This window comes from Pseudomonas sp. H11T01 (assembly GCF_048515765.1).
GTDB lineage: Bacteria > Pseudomonadota > Gammaproteobacteria > Pseudomonadales > Pseudomonadaceae > Aquipseudomonas.
On record NZ_JBLYED010000018.1, the window covers coordinates 55,997 to 74,619 of the forward strand.

General features: G+C 56.5%; 17 protein-coding genes, 4 tRNA genes and 1 pseudogene. 16 read left to right on the forward strand and 6 right to left on the reverse strand.

Features of this window, described 5'->3' with window-relative positions; genetic code table 11:
* Positions 1–6: 6 nt before the first annotated feature.
* The 3 genes from ACN1C3_RS22580 to ACN1C3_RS22590 all read left to right on the forward strand — a co-directional run bounded on the left by ACN1C3_RS22580 (position 7) and on the right by ACN1C3_RS22590 (position 2,040).
* Positions 7–612, forward strand: a complete 606-nt coding sequence (locus ACN1C3_RS22580) for an arylesterase (protein ID WP_419117972.1) — start codon at positions 7–9, stop codon at positions 610–612.
* 55 nt (positions 613–667) lie between these two features.
* Positions 668–961, forward strand: a complete 294-nt coding sequence (locus tag ACN1C3_RS22585) for a hypothetical protein (RefSeq protein ID WP_419117973.1) — start codon at positions 668–670, stop codon at positions 959–961.
* Between the two features lie 110 nt (positions 962–1,071).
* Entirely contained in the window at positions 1,072–2,040 is a 969-nt protein-coding gene (locus tag ACN1C3_RS22590) for a L,D-transpeptidase family protein (protein ID WP_419117974.1), read from the forward strand.
* A 125-nt stretch (positions 2,041–2,165) separates the two neighbouring features.
* Here ACN1C3_RS22590 and oprI read toward each other — a convergent pair whose 3' ends face one another.
* Positions 2,166–2,417, reverse strand: a complete 252-nt coding sequence (gene oprI / locus ACN1C3_RS22595) for an outer membrane lipoprotei OprI (RefSeq protein WP_419117975.1) — start codon at positions 2,415–2,417, stop codon at positions 2,166–2,168.
* Positions 2,418–3,063: 646 nt separating this feature from the next.
* On the opposite strand from oprI, the gene ACN1C3_RS22600 reads away from it, so the two are divergent.
* The 4 genes and pseudogenes from ACN1C3_RS22600 (at position 3,064) to ACN1C3_RS22615 (ending at position 7,183) form a co-directional block, all read left to right on the forward strand.
* Positions 3,064–3,345 carry a GNAT family N-acetyltransferase gene (locus ACN1C3_RS22600; RefSeq protein ID WP_419117976.1) on the forward strand — a complete coding sequence of 94 codons (282 nt, stop codon included), beginning with the start codon at positions 3,064–3,066 and terminating at the stop codon, positions 3,343–3,345.
* A 332-nt stretch (positions 3,346–3,677) separates the two neighbouring features.
* Positions 3,678–5,084, forward strand: a complete 1,407-nt coding sequence (locus ACN1C3_RS22605; protein ID WP_419117977.1) for a PLP-dependent aminotransferase family protein — start codon at positions 3,678–3,680, stop codon at positions 5,082–5,084.
* A 1,013-nt stretch (positions 5,085–6,097) separates the two neighbouring features.
* Positions 6,098–6,322 (forward strand): annotated as a pseudogene (locus ACN1C3_RS22610) (HAMP domain-containing protein); the annotation flags it as partial.
* On the forward strand, positions 6,320–7,183 hold the full coding sequence (locus tag ACN1C3_RS22615) for a methyl-accepting chemotaxis protein (protein WP_419118051.1): 864 nt from the start codon (positions 6,320–6,322) through the stop codon (positions 7,181–7,183). The pseudogene ACN1C3_RS22610 and the gene ACN1C3_RS22615, both read left to right, overlap by 3 nt.
* 125 nt (positions 7,184–7,308) lie before the next feature.
* Here the strand turns inward: ACN1C3_RS22615 and ACN1C3_RS22620 are convergent, their stop codons facing one another.
* A complete protein-coding gene (locus ACN1C3_RS22620; RefSeq protein WP_419117978.1) occupies positions 7,309–8,079 on the reverse strand; it encodes a hypothetical protein in 771 nt (256 codons plus the stop codon).
* A gap of 338 nt (positions 8,080–8,417) precedes the next feature.
* On the opposite strand from ACN1C3_RS22620, the gene ACN1C3_RS22625 reads away from it, so the two are divergent.
* The 4 genes from ACN1C3_RS22625 to ACN1C3_RS22640 all read left to right on the forward strand — a co-directional run bounded on the left by ACN1C3_RS22625 (position 8,418) and on the right by ACN1C3_RS22640 (position 8,830).
* Positions 8,418–8,493 (forward strand) — tRNA-Glu (locus tag ACN1C3_RS22625).
* Between the two features lie 2 nt (positions 8,494–8,495).
* Positions 8,496–8,571, forward strand: a tRNA-Gly gene (locus ACN1C3_RS22630).
* Positions 8,572–8,675: 104 nt separating this feature from the next.
* Positions 8,676–8,751, forward strand: a tRNA-Glu gene (locus tag ACN1C3_RS22635).
* 3 nt (positions 8,752–8,754) lie between these two features.
* Positions 8,755–8,830 (forward strand) — tRNA-Gly (locus tag ACN1C3_RS22640).
* A 169-nt stretch (positions 8,831–8,999) separates the two neighbouring features.
* Here ACN1C3_RS22640 and ACN1C3_RS22645 read toward each other — a convergent pair.
* Positions 9,000–9,857: a LysR family transcriptional regulator gene (locus tag ACN1C3_RS22645; protein WP_419117979.1), complete on the reverse strand. Its 858-nt coding sequence runs from the start codon at positions 9,855–9,857 to the stop codon at positions 9,000–9,002.
* 107 nt (positions 9,858–9,964) lie between these two features.
* Between ACN1C3_RS22645 and ACN1C3_RS22650 the strand changes: the two genes are divergently transcribed.
* From ACN1C3_RS22650 to ACN1C3_RS22660, 3 genes are read left to right on the forward strand one after another with little or no spacing between them, the layout of a single operon-like run.
* Positions 9,965–10,942: a hypothetical protein gene (locus ACN1C3_RS22650; protein ID WP_419117980.1), complete on the forward strand. Its 978-nt coding sequence runs from the start codon at positions 9,965–9,967 to the stop codon at positions 10,940–10,942.
* Positions 10,943–10,971: 29 nt separating this feature from the next.
* Entirely contained in the window at positions 10,972–11,967 is a 996-nt protein-coding gene (locus ACN1C3_RS22655; protein WP_419117981.1) for a 2OG-Fe(II) oxygenase family protein, read from the forward strand.
* Positions 11,964–12,890: a DMT family transporter gene (locus tag ACN1C3_RS22660; RefSeq protein WP_419117982.1), complete on the forward strand. Its 927-nt coding sequence runs from the start codon at positions 11,964–11,966 to the stop codon at positions 12,888–12,890. Before ACN1C3_RS22655 ends, ACN1C3_RS22660 begins: the two co-directional genes overlap by 4 nt.
* A 43-nt stretch (positions 12,891–12,933) precedes the next feature.
* Here ACN1C3_RS22660 and ACN1C3_RS22665 read toward each other — a convergent pair whose 3' ends face one another.
* Complete coding sequence (locus ACN1C3_RS22665) at positions 12,934–13,572, reverse strand: LysE family translocator (protein WP_419117983.1); 639 nt, start codon at positions 13,570–13,572, stop codon at positions 12,934–12,936.
* Positions 13,573–13,739: 167 nt separating this feature from the next.
* Here ACN1C3_RS22665 and ACN1C3_RS22670 point away from each other — a divergent pair, with 167 nt between their 5' ends.
* The gene (locus ACN1C3_RS22670) at positions 13,740–14,690 is read left to right on the forward strand and encodes a LysR substrate-binding domain-containing protein (protein WP_419117984.1); all 951 of its coding nucleotides are present in this window, start codon (positions 13,740–13,742) and stop codon (positions 14,688–14,690) included.
* A gap of 58 nt (positions 14,691–14,748) precedes the next feature.
* Here ACN1C3_RS22670 and ACN1C3_RS22675 read toward each other — a convergent pair whose 3' ends face one another.
* Together ACN1C3_RS22675 and ACN1C3_RS22680 are read right to left on the reverse strand one after the other, a co-directional pair.
* Positions 14,749–15,147, reverse strand: coding sequence for a PA2817 family protein (locus ACN1C3_RS22675; RefSeq protein ID WP_150806404.1), 399 nt, complete (start codon positions 15,145–15,147; stop codon positions 14,749–14,751).
* Positions 15,148–15,239: 92 nt separating this feature from the next.
* On the reverse strand, positions 15,240–17,687 hold the full coding sequence (locus ACN1C3_RS22680; protein WP_419117985.1) for an acyl-CoA dehydrogenase: 2,448 nt from the start codon (positions 17,685–17,687) through the stop codon (positions 15,240–15,242).
* 247 nt (positions 17,688–17,934) lie between these two features.
* Between ACN1C3_RS22680 and ACN1C3_RS22685 the strand changes: the two genes are divergently transcribed.
* Entirely contained in the window at positions 17,935–18,594 is a 660-nt protein-coding gene (locus ACN1C3_RS22685) for a transglutaminase-like domain-containing protein (protein ID WP_419117986.1), read from the forward strand.
* Positions 18,595–18,623 lie beyond the last annotated feature (29 nt).

An 18,623-nucleotide genomic window follows, 5' to 3' on the forward strand; every position in this document is an offset into this window, starting at 1 on the left:
AGTCCGATGCGTGTGTGGTTTTTGAGTGCTGGCCTGGCCTTGATGTGCATGGCCCAGAACGCAGCGGCGGGTACTGTCCTGATCGTTGGCGATAGTATCAGCGCGGCTTTCGGCCTGGATACCCGCTTGGGCTGGGTGTCCTTGCTGGAGCAGAGGCTCAAGAGTGAAGGTTTTGCCGATAAAGTGGTCAACGCTTCCATCAGCGGTGACACCAGTGCCGGCGGCCAGGCGCGCCTGCCAGCGCTGCTTGCAGAGCATAAACCTGAATTGGTAATCCTTGAGTTGGGCGGCAATGACGGCCTGCGCGGTCAGCTGCCGGCTCAATTGCAACAAAATCTTGCGTCGATGATCGACAGCTCCCGTGCCAGCGGTGCCAAAGTGCTTTTGCTGGGCATGCAGTTGCCACCCAACTATGGCGTGCGTTACACCAAAGCCTTTGCCGAGGTTTACAGCAATCTCGCCGAGGAGAAAAAGATCCCGCTGGTACCGTTTTTTCTCGAAGGAGTGGGCGGGAACCCCGATCTGATGCAGGCCGATGGCATTCACCCGGCGGCGGTGGCTCAGGGCAAGTTGCTGGAAAATGTCTGGCCGACGCTAAAACCGCTGCTTTGACACTTTTCTACAGGCAGTCTTTCGGCTAAGGTGGCGCCCCGATTTGGAGCCCCCGATGCCGCGTCCCGCCTGGTCCCTGTTTGCCTATCAACTGATCGAGCCTGATGAACAGCTGGATCTGTTCGCCTGCCAGGAAGTCCGGGTACATCTGGTGACGCGTCAATTGGAGCTGGGCGGTTCGGTCGACCGTACGCTGTGTGGCACGTTGTTGCCGGCTCAACCGCGCTGGTCGAGCGTCGACCGGACGATTTTCCAGGACCAGCGATTGTGTTCGCTGTGTCGTGCCATCCTCGAATCACAGAAACGCGGTACGTCGCCGATCTGGCCGGAATTGCGCTTCGAGCTGTAGCGCAGTTTCCTGGCGCGGTACAACACCGGTCCGCCGAGCTGCGTCCCGCAGCGGTGGGTGGCGGTGTACAATGAATTTTTTACTCGTTGATCATGCGAAGGATTTTCCGGATGTTGCCGCGTTTTCCCGCCGTCACCCGCTGCCTGTCTCTTGCCGCCTTGTGTGTTGCTGGTCCCGTTGCAGCGTTGGAGCTGCCTTTACCACCACCGGGTGAAGACATCGTTGGCCAGGTTCAAGTGATCAAGGCCAAGTATGAAGATACCTTTGCCGATCTGGGCACAACCTATGATCTGGGTTATCTGGAGATGGTTGCGGCCAACCCGGGTGTCGATCCGTGGCTGCCGGGCGCAGGCACCGAGGTCGTGCTACCGACGCGTTTCATTCTGCCACCAGGGCCGCGCGAAGGCATCGTGATCAACCTGGCTGAGTATCGCCTGTACTACTACCCCAAAGGCCGGAATGTGGTTTACACCTTCCCGCTGGGTATCGGTCGTGAAGGCTGGGGCTCGCCGATTGCCCACACCACCATTACCGCGAAAACCCCGAACCCGACCTGGACGCCGCCTGCCTCGATCAAGGCCGAGCACGCCGCTGATGGCGACCCGTTGCCAAACGTGGTCCCAGCAGGCCCGGATAACCCGCTGGGGCCGTTCAAGTTCACTCTGGGGACTCCGGGTTACCTGATCCACGGCTCGAACAAGAAGTTCGGCATCGGTATGCGCACCAGTCACGGGTGCTTCCGCATGTTCAACAACAACGTTCTGGAAATGGCCGGCATGGTACCGGTAGGGACATCCGTGCGGATTCTCAACGATCCGTACAAATTTGGTATCAGTGGTGGCAAGGTCTATCTGGAAGCGCATACGCCACTGGATGACAATGGCAATCCGTCAGTAGTGGACAAGCACACCGCGGTGATCAACGCCTTGCTCAAGCGTCAAGACCTGGCCAATAACTTGCGCATGAACTGGGATGTGGTACGCGATGTGGTAGCCGCTGAAGATGGTCTGCCAGTAGAAATCGCCGTGCCGAACAACGCGCCTTTGGTGACTAGTGTGCCGATCGATCTGCAACAGTAATTGCTCATAAAATAACTCGTCGAGGCTTCACGGCTTCGGCGGGTTTTTTATTGCCGTCAGGAAATTCGGGCAATAAAAAAGCCGATCCATGAATGGATCGGCTTGATAACAACCCCGAAGGATTATTACTTGCGGCTAGCTTTGTCCAGCATACGCAGAGCACGCTCGTTAGCTTCGTCAGCAGTCTGTTGTGCTTTTTGAGCAGCAGCCAGAGCTTCATCAGCTTTACGATACGCTTCGTCTGCACGAGCTTGGGCGCGAGCCGATGCATCTTCAGTAGCGGTCAGACGTGCTTCGGTTTCTTTGGTGTGGCTGCTGCAACCGGTAGCCAGAACTGCGGCCAAGGCCAGAGCAGAGAATTTCAGAACGTTATTCATCGTGTTCCCCTTCAAGGACTTTCTATTAAAGAGCTATCTCCTCAGAGTGAGGAATTAGCCGGCGTACATACTACCCATTACTTGTAGTAAGTAAACTGACGTAGCGCAAGAAGCAAAAAATATTCTAGGCCTTGAATAATTTTCGAGCAACTTTTCATGAGACTGTATAAAAAGTATGCAGCTGCGAGGCCCGCTCTGGGCGAGCTGCTTCATAGTGGGTCATGAGTGCACGCTGGCGCCAGAGGCTGTTTTGGAGTGTAGGCGAAAGTCGGTCTATATTGATCGGTCTACACTTGTGTTCAGAATTTGCGGATCGGCTCACGCATCTTTGTCCATGTAGAGGTGACTTTAAGGAAGGGCGTTCGTCTTAAGTCTCAACATCCGGCAATGCACAGGCCATCGACCAGGGGATATTGGGTCGGGCCACCTCTACGTGACACAGAGCTGCACCAGCGGGAGCTACACGATGACGAGCGCGCCTTGAGCATTTACGGCAATGGCGCCTACTATTTGTAACGTGCTCGGCTGCGCGAGATCGGTAAGCTCTTCTCGGTGTCCAGACAGGCACGGGGTGGCGTAGATGTTCCTTCGCCGGAAAAACATCGGTAAGGTAGGGGTCAGAATTCCTGACCCGCGAGGAGTAGTGATGAGCGAGGCGTTGTCCATCCACCATGACCAGGCTGGTCATCAGTTCGAGACCAGTGTGGACGGTCATCGTGCCTACCTGACCTATATGGACCTGGGTAAGCAGACCCTGGATATCTATCGCACGTTTGTGCCCAACGCACTGCGTGGCCGCGGTATAGCGGCCGCGCTGACCGAACAGGCGCTCGAGTACGCAGAACAAATGGGCTACACAGTGATTCCGTCGTGTTCCTATGTGGAGCGCTACATGCAGCGTCACCAGCGGCACGCTGCGAAACTCTGATCAGGTACGCCTATAAAATCCGGAATTATCCTGCAATGCTGTTTGCTCAGGCATGCGATCCACTGGATGCCGGGTCCTACCTCTTATTAAGCGCCTCGGGCCTCACTGGCTCGGGGCGTTTTGCTATGGAAAACGTCCGCACTGGCGCGTAACTCTATCCGTTTGGATGTAAATGGGTGGTGGCAACGCAATGGCCATTCCAGTCAGGTGGCCGACGATGTGTTTCAAATGGTTAGGAGGGGCGCTATCCAGGACTTATCGCCCTTCGCCAACAGAACACCTGTGCTTAACTGTTTTCAGAAAAAAAACAAACAGTTAGGAGTCGTCTATTCATGGATTTGAAGATTGATCGGCAGGCGCTCGTGCCGGTGGTGCAGCAAATCGTCAACGCGTTGGCGGCGTGGATTCACCAGGAAAACTCGCACTCCGGTACGCGCCTGCCTTCTATCCGACAATTGGCGCGGGACAACCTGCTCAGCCAGTCCTGCGTCATCGAAGCCTATGAGCGGATGGTTGCTCAGGGGCTGCTGACATCACGGCAGGGGTCGGGCTTTTTCGTCGCCGAACCAGTGCGCGTTCTCCAGCCCCGGGATAAGGTTCAGGGGGATGAGGAGGCCGAGGCGGGGTGGGGGCACTTCACCGGCAGCCCTTTGAGTGAGTTGAGGCTGGGGTGCGGGTGGTTGCCTGAAAGCTGGCGAGAAAGCGATGACCTCAGTTACGCGATCCGTCAGATCACTCGCACCGACATGACCGGGCTGTTCAACTACAGCACGCCGTTGGGTTTGCCGGTCTTGCGCCAACAACTGCAGAAACATCTGAAGCAGATCAACATCTGTGTGGATGAAGGTCAAATTCTGACTACCCATGGCGCCAGCCATGCCCTGGATCTGGTGGTGCGCACGCTGCTCAAACCAGGCGATTGCGTGGTGATTGAGACCCCTGGCTTCTCCAATCTCCATCGTTTGCTCAAGCTCCATGGGATTGCGCTGCTTGAGGTGCCTAGAACGTCTAGCGGGCCGCAGCTCAATGAGCTCTACAGCCTGCTGGAGAACCATAAGCCTCGCGCTTTGTTCATCAACAGCCTGTACCACAACCCGACCGGCAGCAGCCTGGCGCCGACGGTGGCGCAGCGCTTGCTGCAATTGGCGACTAGCCATGACTTCTTCATTGTCGAGGACGACGTTTTTGCCGACTTACAGAAAGGTGCCTGCACACGCCTGGCGGCCCTGGATGCTGATGAGCGGGTGATTTACGTCGCCAGCTTCTCGAAAACTCTTAGCAGTTCGCTTCGGCTCGGCTATATCACCGCCAGCGCCGAAATCATTGCCCGGCTGGCCGAGGTAAAGATGATCACCTGCCTTGGAGTCTCGCGCTTTTGCGAATCAGTGATGGCCAGCCTGTTGGCCACCGGTGCCTATCACAAGTTGGCGCAACGTCTGCGTCAGCGCTTGAATAAAGACATGCTCGCCACTCTACAAACGCTGGAGGACGCCGAGTGGGAAGTGTTCACTCGACCTGCTGGTGGCATGTTCATTTGGGCGCGACCTGGACTGTCCGACTATGCTCAGGTGCGCGAGCAGGCTGGCAAATGTGGTGTATCGCTTTCTTCAGGGGTGGCGTTCAATCCTGACGGTGCACCGAGCAATTGGCTTCGCATCAATGTGGCCTACGCGAATGACCCGAGGGCCTTGGCATTTTTCCGTGCCACGGCTCTGCCGGATCGACCTCAACCATCCTGAAAACGACCTTGACGTAGCTTTTTGCCATTATTCAGACGCCAGAGACTTGTGCTAAAGGGCGGCCCATTGCGAATCTGCATAAATAGAAAATGGCCTTTATGCCATTCGGCATGGGAAGGGGATAAAGCGCAATGATTACGGCCGTTCAAGGACGTTTTGCCAACCTCGGTATGGCGAAAAAACTGGGTGTCGGATTTGTTCTGGTATTGCTCCTGACGGCATTGGTGGCAGCCATTGGCGTGTGGTCCCTGCAGGAGATCAGTCATCGTTTCGATGGTCTGAAGCAGATGTCCACGCTCAATAGCAACCTGCTTAAAGTGCGTCTGCTGGAGCAGGACTATGCCTTGCATGGCGACCCGAAAACTGCCGATGCCTTGCATGAAGGCGTTGATGGCCTGATCGCGCTGGCGACCCAACTCAAGGCGCAGTCAGCGACCAACGTTCCGGTGATGAATGACGTCGAACAGGCACTGGGCGCTTATCGCAAAGCGTTCGATGAGTTCGTCGAGCTGACCCAGGCCAAGGACCTTGCGCTGGAAATGGCCAGTTGGTCGGTTTCCAGCGTCGCCAATAACCTCGATGTGCTCCAGTCCGGTCTTGCCGATGATGGCGCCTACACGCTGAAGGAGTCCCAAGGCAAAGAGGGTGCGGAGTTTATCGAGCAAGCCAATCAAGTCAGTCAGGTATCGCGGCTGATGCTGCAGGCGATGAACGAAGCGCATGTGCGTCTGGATCAGAGCCGCAAGGGTGAGGATGAGAGTGGGGAGCAGGGCAAGATCGAGCAGGCTGATCAGGCTTTGACCCAGGCCGAGCAGCTCAAGACAACGGTCAAGGACGCGGGGTATCAGACGGTCCTCAACGAAGTGGCCGGGCATATCGCCAGTTTCAGTGAAAAGCTTACCGAGTACACCGGTTTGCTGGCGCAAGAAAAAAAGGTTTATCAGCAACTGCATGAGCGCGCCGCGCAAGTGGTCGATCGAGTCGATCAGGCCTATGCGGCCGAAGATCAGTCGATGCAGGTGGAACTTAAAAAGAATTCGATTCTGATCATCGGCTCGTCGGCACTGGCGCTGCTGGTCGGATTGATCGCTGCGTGGGTGATTACCCGGCTGATCGTCGCGCCGCTACGAAGCGTGATTCATGTCGCTCAACAAATTGCGGCGGGGGACCTCAGCGCGACAGTCGAGGTCACCCGTCGTGACGAAATCGGCCAGCTGATGCTGGCGATGCAGCAAATGGGTGCCGGGCTCAGCAGTATCGTCAGTGGCTTGCAGGCGGGTATCGAGCAGTTGGCGAGCTCGGCTCATTCGCTGTCGGCGGTGACCGAGCAGACCAATCTCGAAGTCAGCAGTCAGAAAGAAGAAACCGAGCAGGTCGCCACGGCGATGAATCAGATGACTGCCACCGTGCACGACGTGGCGCGCAACGCTGAAGAGGCAGCCCAGGCTGCACAGAGGGCGGACGATAAGGTTGAAAGTGGTCAGCAGGTGGTTCGCCAGAGCATGCAGCGTATAGAACAGCTCGCGGACTCGGCCACCTCGGCCAGCACCAGCATTGAAAGTCTCAGTGCGGAAATACAAAACATCGGTACGGTGCTCGGCGTGATCAAAAGCGTGGCCGAGCAAACCAACCTGTTGGCACTCAATGCGGCCATCGAAGCGGCGCGCGCTGGAGAGCAGGGCAGGGGCTTTGCGGTGGTTGCCGACGAAGTGCGGGCGTTGGCCAAGCGCACCCAGCAATCCACTGAGGAAATCGAACGGTTGGTGAGCGCTTTGCGTTCGGCCGCACATTCTTCAGTGCAACAAATTCAGAGCAGTGGCGAGTTGGTCAAATTGGCCGTCAGCGATGCGTTGCAGACCGAAAGCGCGCTGGGCAGCATTGCTGCCGCAGTATCGTTGATTCAGCAGATGAACCAGCAAATCGCCGCTGCTGCCGAACAGCAAAGCTCAGTGGCCGAAGAGATTAACCGCAGTGTCACCAGCATCCGCGCCAGTGCCGATCAATCGTCATTGGCGATGCAGGGCAATGCCGCGTCCAGCATTGAACTGGCGCAGTTGGGTGCGGAGCTGAAGGGGATGGTTGGGCATTTCCGGTTGTAGGGTGCAGGCTTCGGATTACTGTAGGCGCGGGCTTGCCCGCGAAAGCTTTCGGTCAACCAACCTGGCGTTGGTTAGACACAGTTGGCGCTTGCCGCATGAATTGCTCATGCGGCAAGCAGCATCTCTTAGTCGTAAATCGCTTTCTTCTTCCAGTCAGCATCGGCTTCTACCGTCTTCAGGCCTTCGGTCAATTCATTGACTTCGCCTTCTGTCGGTTGAATGTTGGTCAGCACCATTGAATTGGCGCGCGCCAGGAGCTTCTCCAGGTACTGGAGCTGCTCGTTGTAAGTCACCGGATCCTGTTGCTTACGCAGGTACTGCACGCCGCGTTCGAACGCCAGGCGCGCCTGACCAGGCTGGTTCTGTTGCAAGGCATGCTGCCCAAGGTTGTTGAAGAACTCGATATGCAGCAGCACCAGGATATGACGAATCTCCCTGATCCAGTGCTTGGCCTCGTTGGCCGGTAGAAAGCCGTCCTGTGCTGCCCGGGTTACCTGGCCATGCATCGCCTCCAATAGAAAGCGTACATCCTTGGCCTTGGCTTCAGTCTGGATCGGTGCCGGCGGGTTGTTGACCGGTATTGATTCGCCCTGGGCGACCAATGCGCTGAGTTCGGTTACCCGTGTCTTTGTAGCAGCGTCAGTCTTGTTGAGGTTCAGCAGGCGCTGAGTGACATTGAGTTCCAGCCGGGTCAGCAGCAGCTTGAGTGCGGGTGTCATCAGTTGGCCGGGGAAGGTCTCGGTGATTTCGCCGCAACGGCGCAGGCGATCGTTGAGTTCGACCTTGGTGCGCGCCTTTTCCAGCTTGTTGTTTTCCACCACATGGTTCATGTAGCCGATGGCGATCAGTATTACGATCCCGGCTATTACGAGCAGGGTGATCATGAGTGGTGTCACCGTTAAGACCTCTATATAGGGTTCGCGTGTGAGTGTAGTGGCTTGGCATTTAGGCGCATAGGACTGAACGACGAGTTGAAAGGCGTCGTCGCGCGGATGAATGCAGATTGCCATCATTCACTGCGCTGGACTATAACGCCTTGTCGGGTGCCAGAATATAGGCGCCAAACCCTGGGCGGGTGAAATGCCGAAACAGTCGCCAAAACCATAGCGAAGTCATTGATTTAAATAAATTTATATCTGGGGGTTGACGACCCCTCAATCCATCCATAGAATGCGCGCCACTTACAGCGTAAAGCACACAGCGAAACGCAGTAAGTAGTGAATGTTGTACGTGTGTCCCCTTCGTCTAGTGGCCTAGGACACCGCCCTTTCACGGCGGTAACAGGGGTTCGAGTCCCCTAGGGGACGCCATTGCGGGAATAGCTCAGTTGGTAGAGCACGACCTTGCCAAGGTCGGGGTCGCGAGTTCGAGTCTCGTTTCCCGCTCCAATTTTAAACAGCCTTGCTTTCGGGCAGGGTTGAGTGAAACCAGAACCAAGTCTTCGGATGCGGGTCTGGGCACTGGAACACACACCATGTGTTCCGGGCAGCGTGTCCCCTTCGTCTAGTGGCCTAGGACACCGCCCTTTCACGGCGGTAACAGGGGTTCGAGTCCCCTAGGGGACGCCATTTGCGGGAATAGCTCAGTTGGTAGAGCACGACCTTGCCAAGGTCGGGGTCGCGAGTTCGAGTCTCGTTTCCCGCTCCATTTTTACAAAAACGCCGCTCTCTGAGCGGCGTTTTTGTGTGTGCGTAATTTGTGGACGCAACAATATTCAAAAAGGCCCGCCAGTCATGCTGAGCGGGTCTTTTGCGTTGTGAGTCGTATCATTTTCTGAGGCTGCGTCTGCTCCGATTGCAACACCTGGATTTCAACGTCAGATGCTAAAGCCAGCTTTGACTTGTCCATGCAGGTGCAGAGCCAGATGGTTGCTGCTGTCGGAAAGCAGATAGAGATGGTGAACTGGAAGATCAGGCAGCGCCACTCCAGGGATTGTTCGGGTCAAACCAGCAATCATTCTGCTTTCTTCGATCATCCCCACTGCCAATCCGCTCAAAACGCAAGCCTCTACGGCGGGCGAACTGGCGCTTTCGAGCATGATCCGATAATAGACGCCGTGCTCCTTCAGTGCGTGTACAGCGGACTCGCGATAGGGGCAACCCGTCAGTTGTACGGCAATCGGCAGAGGAGATTGCTCGGGTGCCTTGAAGTGTTCGGCGACTACCCATACCGGTTGGATATCACACAGCCGTTCGCCTTGCTCCAAGGGGTGCGCACTCACCACCAAGGCCAGATCCACTTGCTTGCGGCTGAACATGGCAAAGAGTTCGCCGCTGGATCTGGCGTCTACTTCAAGCTCTAGCAGTGGATTGTCAGCGATTAGCATGGGCAGGAAATCGCGCATGAATGTTGGCGCATAGGAGTCGGGCAAACCAAGACGGATCCTGCCTTGCATGGGTTGGGGCGTTAGCGAAGCCAACAGGCGGTCGTGACTCTTCAGGAACTCCGTCGTTTCCGACAGTAGCTTTTTCCCGTACATCGTCAGTTCGACGCCCTGGTTATTACGATTGAACAGCTTCTGCCCCACCAACTCCTCGAGCTTGTGAATCTGCGTTGTAACGGTTGAAGCGCTGCGATGAACATGGTTCGCAGCCTCCTTAAAACTCCTGAAACGCGCCACCGCGTGAAAGGTGCGCAGTGAATCGATATTCAATCGTTGATTAGTGGTTCTCATTTTTTGAATTACTTGTACTGATTATTCAAATTTACAAAACAATGCCCTCAACCTACTCTTCGGTCAAGCAAGAGGGAGCTTGCTCATCAAATAAAAAAGGGGGCGGTATGGAAATCAACGATCTGGTTGTTGAATCTTTGAAAAGTGCGCACGGTCTGTCTGGCCGCATATGGACGATTGAAAACGCTGAAAAATATTCGACCTTGTCTTCGCAGGCATCAGATCCCCATCAGTGGATCAGCGAAGAAATTTTTTCTCTGATGACTTCGCTCAACACCGAAGGCATGACTCGTGCAGATTTGTGTGCCGCCCCCAATGGCTACGGATCGTTGGACCAGACACTGCGGGCTGTTGCCGATGACCTGGTAGCTCTGTTGGGGCAAGACAGACTGCATTATGTGGAGTTGGGGCCGGAGCCGGTAAAGACATCGGCGCTCATTGGATACTTGCTCGAGCACGGGGTGGAGCCTCAGGACTACACAGCCATTGATGTCAACCATGCTTCGCAAATCGCGATGCGTGATGCGGTCGAGCCGTTACTTCCCACAGCGCAAGGATTCAACTACCTCGCGAAGAACTTCCGTGATCTGGAGCGCCACCATATCGAACGCGGACAGGACGTAACCCTGATTACGATGCTGGGGTTTCAGGAAGGTAATGAGTTGCCCGGCACCATCGGCGACATTATTCGAAGCGTGGGTGGCAAGCAGACCTATGTGTTGTCCGAGATGCAGCTATCAACGCCTGAGGGCGACGATCATATCCGCCGTTTCTATGAGCATGCTTGCATGAGCCGATTTTCCGATTTGATCGGTTTGAAAATGGGCTTCGAGAAACGCGGCACCCATCAGATTGTCGTTTCTGAAATTGAACATAACGATGATCTGTACAGGGTTGCAGCAACTCTTCTACCCGTTAGCGATGGTCGTGAAGAAGGCTACCTGTTGACCAATGTTTGCCTCAAATACACGCGCGAACAGTTCATGCGAATCAGGCAGGAATACGGCGGTTATAAGGTGATTGGCGAGTATTGCAGTGGGGATGGGAGCGTGATTTACCAGCTATCAAAATACTGCGTGGGTTGATGAAATCTGTATAAAAAGGGACTAAGACCATGGCTAGAGAGGGCGATCTTCCTGTATTCGCGCAAGGCTTGGAGCGCATCAAACTGGCGTTGCGAGCATCCTGTTTGCCTGCGTCCAGGCGCAAACGGCCAGAGGCATTCCTCGACACCCTTCATGAGTGGAATGACAGCTACTTGAGCAGCGCTTCACCGGTGGCAGGCTATGCCAAGAGCCTCACGGAATTCGGCTATGCAACTTCTCCTATCCACGTCGCTTCCCCGGACCAGTTGACGGCGGTCGCGGAGGTCGGTGGGTTGTTTTCCGAGCAAGGCATAACGGAGTTACGGCGTGCCTGCTACCAGTTGGAGGCCGCTTCCACCACCAGCAACTGGATCATCTCCAACCGAACGCGGGCAGCGACGCAATCATCGACGTTGATCCGGGGAATGATGAACAGCCGCGCGTTTTTGCTGGCGGTCTCCAGGATTGCAGGCGTGCCATTGGTGCCGCATCCGTTGCTGAACGCTCGCTCGCAGGTTAACTACTTCTACCCGCCAGAGACTCCAGACGACAAAGCCCAGATCGGAATGTGGCACACCGACGGCACGAGCTTTGTGTTGAACATTTTGTTGTCTGACCCCGGTGAGTACGAAGGTGGGGAGTTTGTCTACTTCGAAGGGCCAGTTGAACAATTCGATACCCATGATTTCGGTGGCCGGTTACGCAAGAGTAAGGTCAGAGCGTGCGGTGATGCGGTGTACATCTATGGGAGTCGGGTGTTCCACGGTGTGCGCCCCGTGACCTCGGGGCGGCGCATGTCTTTAGTGTTGTCGTTCCACTGCCCTTACACCGTCGAAGACGTAAACACGTTCTGGCATCTGGCATCCGATGATGGGGTTCTGAGCACGCTCAGACCGTGGTGCGCGCTAAAGCGGGACCTGTTTGTGCCAGCACCCGAGCAGTATCGTCAGTTAGGCATTGAGCCGATTAGTTTTGTTGAGGTCGCCGCCGGCCGGGAGCATCGCAGCATCAAGGGACATGGATGAACGTTTCCGGCAAAGGTTTGAGCGCCAAGCCCCTGAAACTCCTGTTGTTGCAGGCTGTGTTTGTCCTGTCATGGAGTTCGGGATTTATCGGTGCCAAGCTGGGGGCACAGACTGCCGGGGCTTTCAATTTGCTGTTCTGGCGCTTTGTGCTGGTGTCTGCCTGCTTGGCGTTGTTCCTTAACGTCAGGCTGATGAAGATCACTTGGACTGAAATCAAGCATCACGCCGTGATCGGCTTGCTTTCGCAATTCTTGTATCTGAGTTGTGTCTACATCGCCATTCAAAACGGTTTGCCACCGGGAATCGCTGCAATCATTGCGGCCTTGCAGCCGTTGATGACGGCTGCTTTGACTTCGACCAATGTCATGGAGAAAAGCAGCGGGTGGCAATGGTTGGGATTGATGATCGGTTTTGTCGGGGTGTCGATCGTCATCTCTGGTCAGTACGTGAATACCGGCGCCGATGTCGGCCTGATCATGTATCTGTTGCCCTTGGTATCGGCCTTGGGGCTGACGATGGCCACCTTGTATGAGCGTCGGTCCACATTGATTCAATCCAAACGCAGCGATCTGAGCGTATCGCTGTTTATACAGTCGCTGTTCACGTTGATAGGCTTCGGTGTGGCGGTGCTCTATACCGACTCCTTGAGGATACCGAGCGAGCCTGAAGTCCTGATCTCGGTGGTGTGGTTGACGGTGTTCTCTACCTTCGTCGCCTACCTGAGCCTGTGGATGCTGCTGCGTGAAATGACCGCCACCCATGTTGCGGTGTTGGTCTATCTGGAGCCGCCAGTGACCCTGGTCTGGGCGGCCCTGGTATTTGGCGATGTCATCTATGGCACCACATATGTGGGGATTGCGGTGGTGGTAGCGGGGTTGATTATGGTGCGGCTCAAGCAGCCAGCCATTAGATGTACTTCTTGACGCTTCCCGTCGTCATCTCCACCACGCCCCAACGCACAGCAAATCACATCGACAGAATCAATCGCCCGGCGAACAGAATCAGGATCACGCCCATGGTCCGTTCAAACCAGTGGCCCATCCGCATAAACATGAGCCGCACGCGTGCGCTGGAAAAGAACAGCGCGACGATGATGAACCACGCCGCATTCACAAAGCACATCCAGACCCCGTAAAGCGCCTGAATTTTCAGCGGCGTCGTAGCGCTGATCACCGTCGTGAAGATTGCCAGAAAGAACAGTGTAGCCTTGGGGTTGGTGGCGTTGGTCAGGAATCCGGTCATGAACGCTTTGGGCAATGTCTGGCGTTCCACCTGCTCCGGCGTAGCGTTGCTGCCTTCAACCGCGGTTTTCGGTTTGCTGCGCAGCAGGCTGACACCGAGATACAGAATGTAAGCGCCACCCACGACCTTGGCGACGCTCAGCAACCACGGTGTGGTGTGCATCAGTGCGCCCACCCCGAGCAGGGTGTAAAGCACATGCACCGAAATGCCTGCGCCGATGCCGATGGCGGTGTACAGCCCGACCATCCGACCGAAGCGCACGCTCTGGCGGATGGTAACCGTGAAATCCGGCCCGGGAGCGACCACTGCGAGAAAGTGGATTGCAGCCAGTGCGAGAAACTCGCCTAGGTAGTTCGAAAGCATTTCAACTCCAGTAAGTAAGGGGTGAGCCGTGCCCCGATAGCCGACAGGATCAATCCACGCTGTAGGCGCGGGGTCATCATCTACATCCGCATCAAGGTTCTATTCAGTAGTATAGGGATGGAGGAAGTGCGCGATAATCCGTTCAAATATCAATGGACTTGTGCGTCATGAGCATAAATCTCCCGCTGCCTCTGCTGGGTGAGATGGCGATCTTTGTCAAGGTTGTCGAGACCGGCAGTTTTTCCGAAGCCGCCCGCCAGCTGGGGTCCTCACCGTCAGCGGTGAGTCGCAGCATTTCTCGCCTGGAAAAAGCGTTGGCGAGTCGTCTGTTGCAACGTACTACCCGCAAGCTGCGCTTGAGCGAAAGCGGTGAGGAAGTATTCAAACGCTGCCAGGACATGGTCAGTGCGGCCAGGTCAGTGATGGAAATCAGCGGCCAGTACAACCATGAGGCTGAAGGCCTGCTGCGGGTTAGTGTGCCAAAGGCGGTCGGCCGTTTTGTGGTCCATCCGCACATACCGGAGTTTTTGCGGCGTTATCCTAAAGTGGATGTGCAGCTGATTCTGGAAGATCGACATGTCGATCTGATCGATGACAATGTCGACCTCAGTATCCGTATCACAGACAGTCCTCCACCCGGTTTGATCGGTCGTCAATTACTGCCTATTGAGCATTTGATTTGTGCGACGCCGCAGTACCTTGCCGAGCACGGAACGCCCACCCATCCCCACGATCTGCTCAACCACAGCTGTATTTATCTGGGCGAAACCCCCAGTGATGCGCGCTGGAAATTCAAGAAAGGCAGTAAAGCGGTGACGGTGGGTGTGCGCGGGCGCTATGCGGCCAATCACACCGGTGTTCGGTTGGACGCGGTTTTGCAGCATGTCGGAATTGGCAGCCTGCCGTATTTCACGGCACGGCATGCGCTGGAGCAGGGGCTGATCGTGCAGGTGTTGCCGGACTGGACCTTTCTCGCTTCGTATCACGGCGGAGCATGGCTTCTTCATTCACCGACGCGTTATTTACCGCCGAAGCTGCGGGTGTTCATCGACTATCTGGTGGAGTGTCTGGAGAAGGAACCGACGCTGGCTTCCCCATCCCCACGCAGCAGCTCTTGAGCAAATAAAAAGGCCCGCCGGTTTAACCGAGCGGGCCTTTTGCGTTATCGATTGTAGATCAGTGTTTGCTGTCCTGATTCGACATCGATAGCAGTTGTTTTTCCTGGTTCCAGTCGAACGGTTCGTCGTTCTGTTCAGCTTCATAACGACGATCTTCGAGGGCCTGGTACAGGTCGATCTCGTCATCGGGCATGAAGTGCAGACAGTCGCCGGCGAAGTACCACAGCAGATCGCGTGGCACCAGGTGGGCAATCTGCGGATAACGTGCGATGACCTGGCAGAGAATGTCCTGACCCAGGTATTGGCTTTCGATCGGATCGACCGGCAATAGCAGCATCAGTTCGTCGAAGCGCTCGAGGAAAAGTTCGTGGCTTTCTTCCGGAACCTGTTCGGCTTCACCCAAGGCGACCAGGATGCTGCGCAGGTGTGCGAGCAGGGCGAGAGTGTGGTCGAGCATAACGGGAGTCCTCTAGAACTAAAGCAAAACGGGCGCGAGAGTATATAACTCCGGCGCCCGCTTTTCATAATCGAACAGCCATACGGACTGGGTTAACGGGTTTTGCCCTCGCTGAGTGTCAGTTCGTCTTTGGTAAAGTCATCGACGTCGATGACCTTGCGCCGTGCGGCTTCTGCTTCATGCAAGGTCTTGGCTTCAACCGGTTGCAAGACGCCAGCCTCCAGCGCGGCATCGATGGCATGTTCCCCGGCGGAAGGTTTGACCTGGCCGCTTTTCAGCGCCGTGTGGAGTTTTTTCTGTAGCGGCTGAGCGGCACTCAACAGGTTGCAGGCATGCTGCAGGGCACCGACCGGATCCTCTGTCGATTGCGGGCGATAGCAGCCTCCCAGCAACTCTTCGAGGGTTGGATCGCCTTTGGCGCGACCGATGACTGCAGCGACTTCAGCCCCCAACTTATCTGACGGACCTTTGTGCCGACGACCGAACGGGAACACCACGACCCGCAGCAGGCATCCGAGTACTTTGTTCGGGAAGTTGGTGAGCAGTTCGTCCAGCGCTCGTTCGGACTGACCAAGGCTTTCTTCCATGGCCCAGGCGAACAGCGGGTGCATATGCTCTGGGGAGTCGAGGTCGTGATAACGCTTCAGCGCGGCAGAGGCCAGATACATATTGCTGAGCACATCGCCCAGACGCGCGGACAGCCGTTCGCGGCGTTTCAGTTCGCCGCCCAGCAACATCATGCTGAGATCGGCAAGCATGGCGAAGGCCGCGGCCTGGCGGTTAAGCGCGCGGAAGTAACGCTGGCTGAGTTTGTCCCCCGGTACGTGTTCGAAACGCCCAAGGCCAAGGTTCAATACGAAGGTACTGGCGGCGTTGCTCACGGCAAAACCGATGTGCTTGAGCAGCAGGCCGTCGAATTCGATCAGCGCCTGTTGTTTGTCTTCGCGGCCGGCGAGGGCCATTTCCTTGAGCACGAACGGATGGCAGCGAATCGCACCCTGGCCGAAGATCATCAGGTTGCGCGAGAGGATGTTCGCGCCTTCCACAGTGATGAAGATCGGTGCGCCTTGCCAGCTGCGTCCGAGATAGTTGTTCGGGCCCATGATGATGGCCTTGCCGCCATGGACATCCATGGCGTGGCTGATGCACTCGCGGCCACGCTCGGTCAGATGGTATTTGAGAATGGCCGAGAGCACCGAGGGTTTCTCGCCAAGGTCTACCGCGTTGACGGTGAGCATTCGCGCGGCGTCCATCATCCAGGCATTGCCGCCGATGCGCGCCAGTGCTTCTTGAATACCTTCAAAGGCTGACAGGGGGACATTGAACTGTTCGCGAACCTGCGCGTACTGGCCGCTCACCAGACTGGTGAACTTGGCCGCACCGGTGCCCACCGCAGGCAATGAAATGGAACGCCCGACTGACAGGCAGTTCATCAGCATCATCCAGCCTTTGCCGAGCATCTCCTGGCCGCCGATGAGGAATTCCAGTGGCACAAATACATCCTTGCCGGAGTTCGGGCCGTTCATGAACGCGGCGCCCAGCGGCAGGTGACGGCGGCCGATCTCCACGCCGGCAGTGTCGGTCGGAATCAGCGCGAGGCTGATGCCCAGGTCTTCTTCGTCGCCCAACAAGTGGTCCGGGTCATAGGCCTTGAAGGCCAGGCCGAGCAAAGTGGCAACCGGGCCAAGGGTGATGTAACGCTTTTCCCAGTTCAGGCGCAGGCCGAGGGTTTCCTTGCCTTCCCATTCACCTTTGCAGATCACCCCGGTGTCCGGCATCGCCCCGGCGTCGGAGCCCGCCAGCGGGCCAGTCAGCGCAAAGCAGGGAATATCGTCGCCGCGGGCCAGCCGGGGCAGGTAATGGTTACGTTGTTCGTCGGTGCCGTAATGCAGCAGCAGTTCGGCCGGGCCGAGGGAGTTTGGCACCATCACGGTGGACGCCAGGTCGCCGCTGCGGGTCGCCAGTTTCATCGCTACCTGGGAGTGGGCGTAGGCCGAGAAACCTTTTCCGCCGAATTCCTTGGGGATGATCAGGGCAAAAAAGCCGTGCTGTTTAATGTGATCCCAGGCTTCTGGCGGCAGGTCCATCGATTGGCCGATCTGCCAGTCACTGACCATGGCGCACAGCGCTTCGGTCGGGCCATCGATGAACGCCTGCTCCTCTTCGCTCAGCTGCGCTTTCGGATAGGCCAGCAGCGTGTTCCAGTCCGGACGACCGCTGAACAGCTCGCCGTCCCACCAGACCGTGCCGGCATCAATGGCGTCGCGCTCGGTTTGCGACATCGGTGGCAAGGCTTTTTGAAACCAGTTGAACATTGGCGCAGTGAAGAATTTGCGTCGCAGGTCCGGCAACAACAAGGGCGCAGTCACCGCTGCGAGCATTACCCAGAAAATCAGTAACAGCCAGCCTGGTGCACGGCTGAAGGCGCCCATCGCCAGCAGGTAGACAGCGACCACGCCCAAAGCGAGTAGAGGCTCGGTGCGGCGATGTGCCAAATAAGCAATACCGACCACCAGAACCAGTATCCACAACAGCAGCATATTCAATCCTCCGTGAAACCAGGGGCAAAACCACCCTCAGAGCTTAGACGGCATCCACAAAAAGGGTGGTAAGAGCGATGTGTTTGAATTTGTAGGAAACATTGGGTGAAATTCGAGAGTTATCTCAACGGCGGACGGTTGAACGCTTCCGTAAACAGAGCACCCAGCGCTGATATTTGGCCGAAACGTCGTTATCTCTGTGCCCGGGCTGTCGCTAGACTCGTGGCTTCCCCTGGAGATTGTTCTCATGCACGAGTATCTGAGTCCCGGCCGCTTCATCGATAGTGACCATCCCTCGGTGGTGGAGTTCGCCGAAACCCATCGCGGCAACAGTCGTGATCCGCTCGAGCAGGCGATCAATCTCTATTACGCCGTGCGCGAGGCCGTGCGCTACAACCCTTATACCTTCAGCCGTGACCCCGAGACCTTGCGCGGCAGCTACGCGCTGGCAACCGGCGAAAGCTACTGCGTGCCCAAGGCAACCTTGCTTGCCGGATGCGCCCGGCATTGCGGGATCGCCGCGCGGATCGGTCTGGCGGATGTGCGTAATCATCTGTCGACTCCACGCTTGCTTGAGCTGCTCAGGAGCAATGTGTTCGCCATGCACGGCTACACCGAGTTGTATTTACAAGGGCGTTGGGTCAAGGCCACGCCTGCGTTCAACCAGAAATTGTGCGAGCTGTTCAACGTAGCGCCGCTGGAGTTCGACGGGGTTAACGACAGCGTGTTCCATCCGTTCAATCGCCAGGGCGAGCAGTTGATGGAGTACCTGGTGGATCACGGGCAGTTCGTGGATGTGCCTGAAGACTTATTCTTCGAGCATCTGGAAAAATGTTATCCACATTTGTTCAGCGATCAGTTGCCAGCCCAACTGGGTGATATGCAGACTGATTTGAGTCGGGCCTGATCCGGCGTAGACTGCCCCGGCATTCATCC

What these genes read in the sequence shown, in the direction of transcription:
- ACN1C3_RS22585 (WP_419117973.1), top strand. Translation starts at nt 668, where the DNA reads ATGCCGCGTCCCGCCTGGTCCCTGTTTGCCTATCAACTGATCGAGCCT.
- ACN1C3_RS22660 (WP_419117982.1), top strand. Translation starts at nt 11,964, where the DNA reads ATGAACGTTTCCGGCAAAGGTTTGAGCGCCAAGCCCCTGAAACTCCTG.
- ACN1C3_RS22615 (WP_419118051.1), top strand. Translation starts at nt 6,320, where the DNA reads ATGGGTGCCGGGCTCAGCAGTATCGTCAGTGGCTTGCAGGCGGGTATC.
- ACN1C3_RS22685 (WP_419117986.1), top strand. Translation starts at nt 17,935, where the DNA reads ATGCACGAGTATCTGAGTCCCGGCCGCTTCATCGATAGTGACCATCCC.
- oprI (WP_419117975.1), bottom strand. Translation starts at nt 2,417, where the DNA reads ATGAATAACGTTCTGAAATTCTCTGCTCTGGCCTTGGCCGCAGTTCTG.
- ACN1C3_RS22605 (WP_419117977.1), top strand. Translation starts at nt 3,678, where the DNA reads ATGGATTTGAAGATTGATCGGCAGGCGCTCGTGCCGGTGGTGCAGCAA.
- ACN1C3_RS22670 (WP_419117984.1), top strand. Translation starts at nt 13,740, where the DNA reads ATGAGCATAAATCTCCCGCTGCCTCTGCTGGGTGAGATGGCGATCTTT.
- ACN1C3_RS22600 (WP_419117976.1), top strand. Translation starts at nt 3,064, where the DNA reads ATGAGCGAGGCGTTGTCCATCCACCATGACCAGGCTGGTCATCAGTTC.
- ACN1C3_RS22655 (WP_419117981.1), top strand. Translation starts at nt 10,972, where the DNA reads ATGGCTAGAGAGGGCGATCTTCCTGTATTCGCGCAAGGCTTGGAGCGC.
- ACN1C3_RS22590 (WP_419117974.1), top strand. Translation starts at nt 1,072, where the DNA reads ATGTTGCCGCGTTTTCCCGCCGTCACCCGCTGCCTGTCTCTTGCCGCC.
- ACN1C3_RS22680 (WP_419117985.1), bottom strand. Translation starts at nt 17,687, where the DNA reads ATGCTGCTGTTGTGGATACTGGTTCTGGTGGTCGGTATTGCTTATTTG.
- ACN1C3_RS22675 (WP_150806404.1), bottom strand. Translation starts at nt 15,147, where the DNA reads ATGCTCGACCACACTCTCGCCCTGCTCGCACACCTGCGCAGCATCCTG.
- ACN1C3_RS22665 (WP_419117983.1), bottom strand. Translation starts at nt 13,572, where the DNA reads ATGCTTTCGAACTACCTAGGCGAGTTTCTCGCACTGGCTGCAATCCAC.
- ACN1C3_RS22580 (WP_419117972.1), top strand. Translation starts at nt 7, where the DNA reads ATGCGTGTGTGGTTTTTGAGTGCTGGCCTGGCCTTGATGTGCATGGCC.
- ACN1C3_RS22645 (WP_419117979.1), bottom strand. Translation starts at nt 9,857, where the DNA reads ATGAGAACCACTAATCAACGATTGAATATCGATTCACTGCGCACCTTT.
- ACN1C3_RS22650 (WP_419117980.1), top strand. Translation starts at nt 9,965, where the DNA reads ATGGAAATCAACGATCTGGTTGTTGAATCTTTGAAAAGTGCGCACGGT.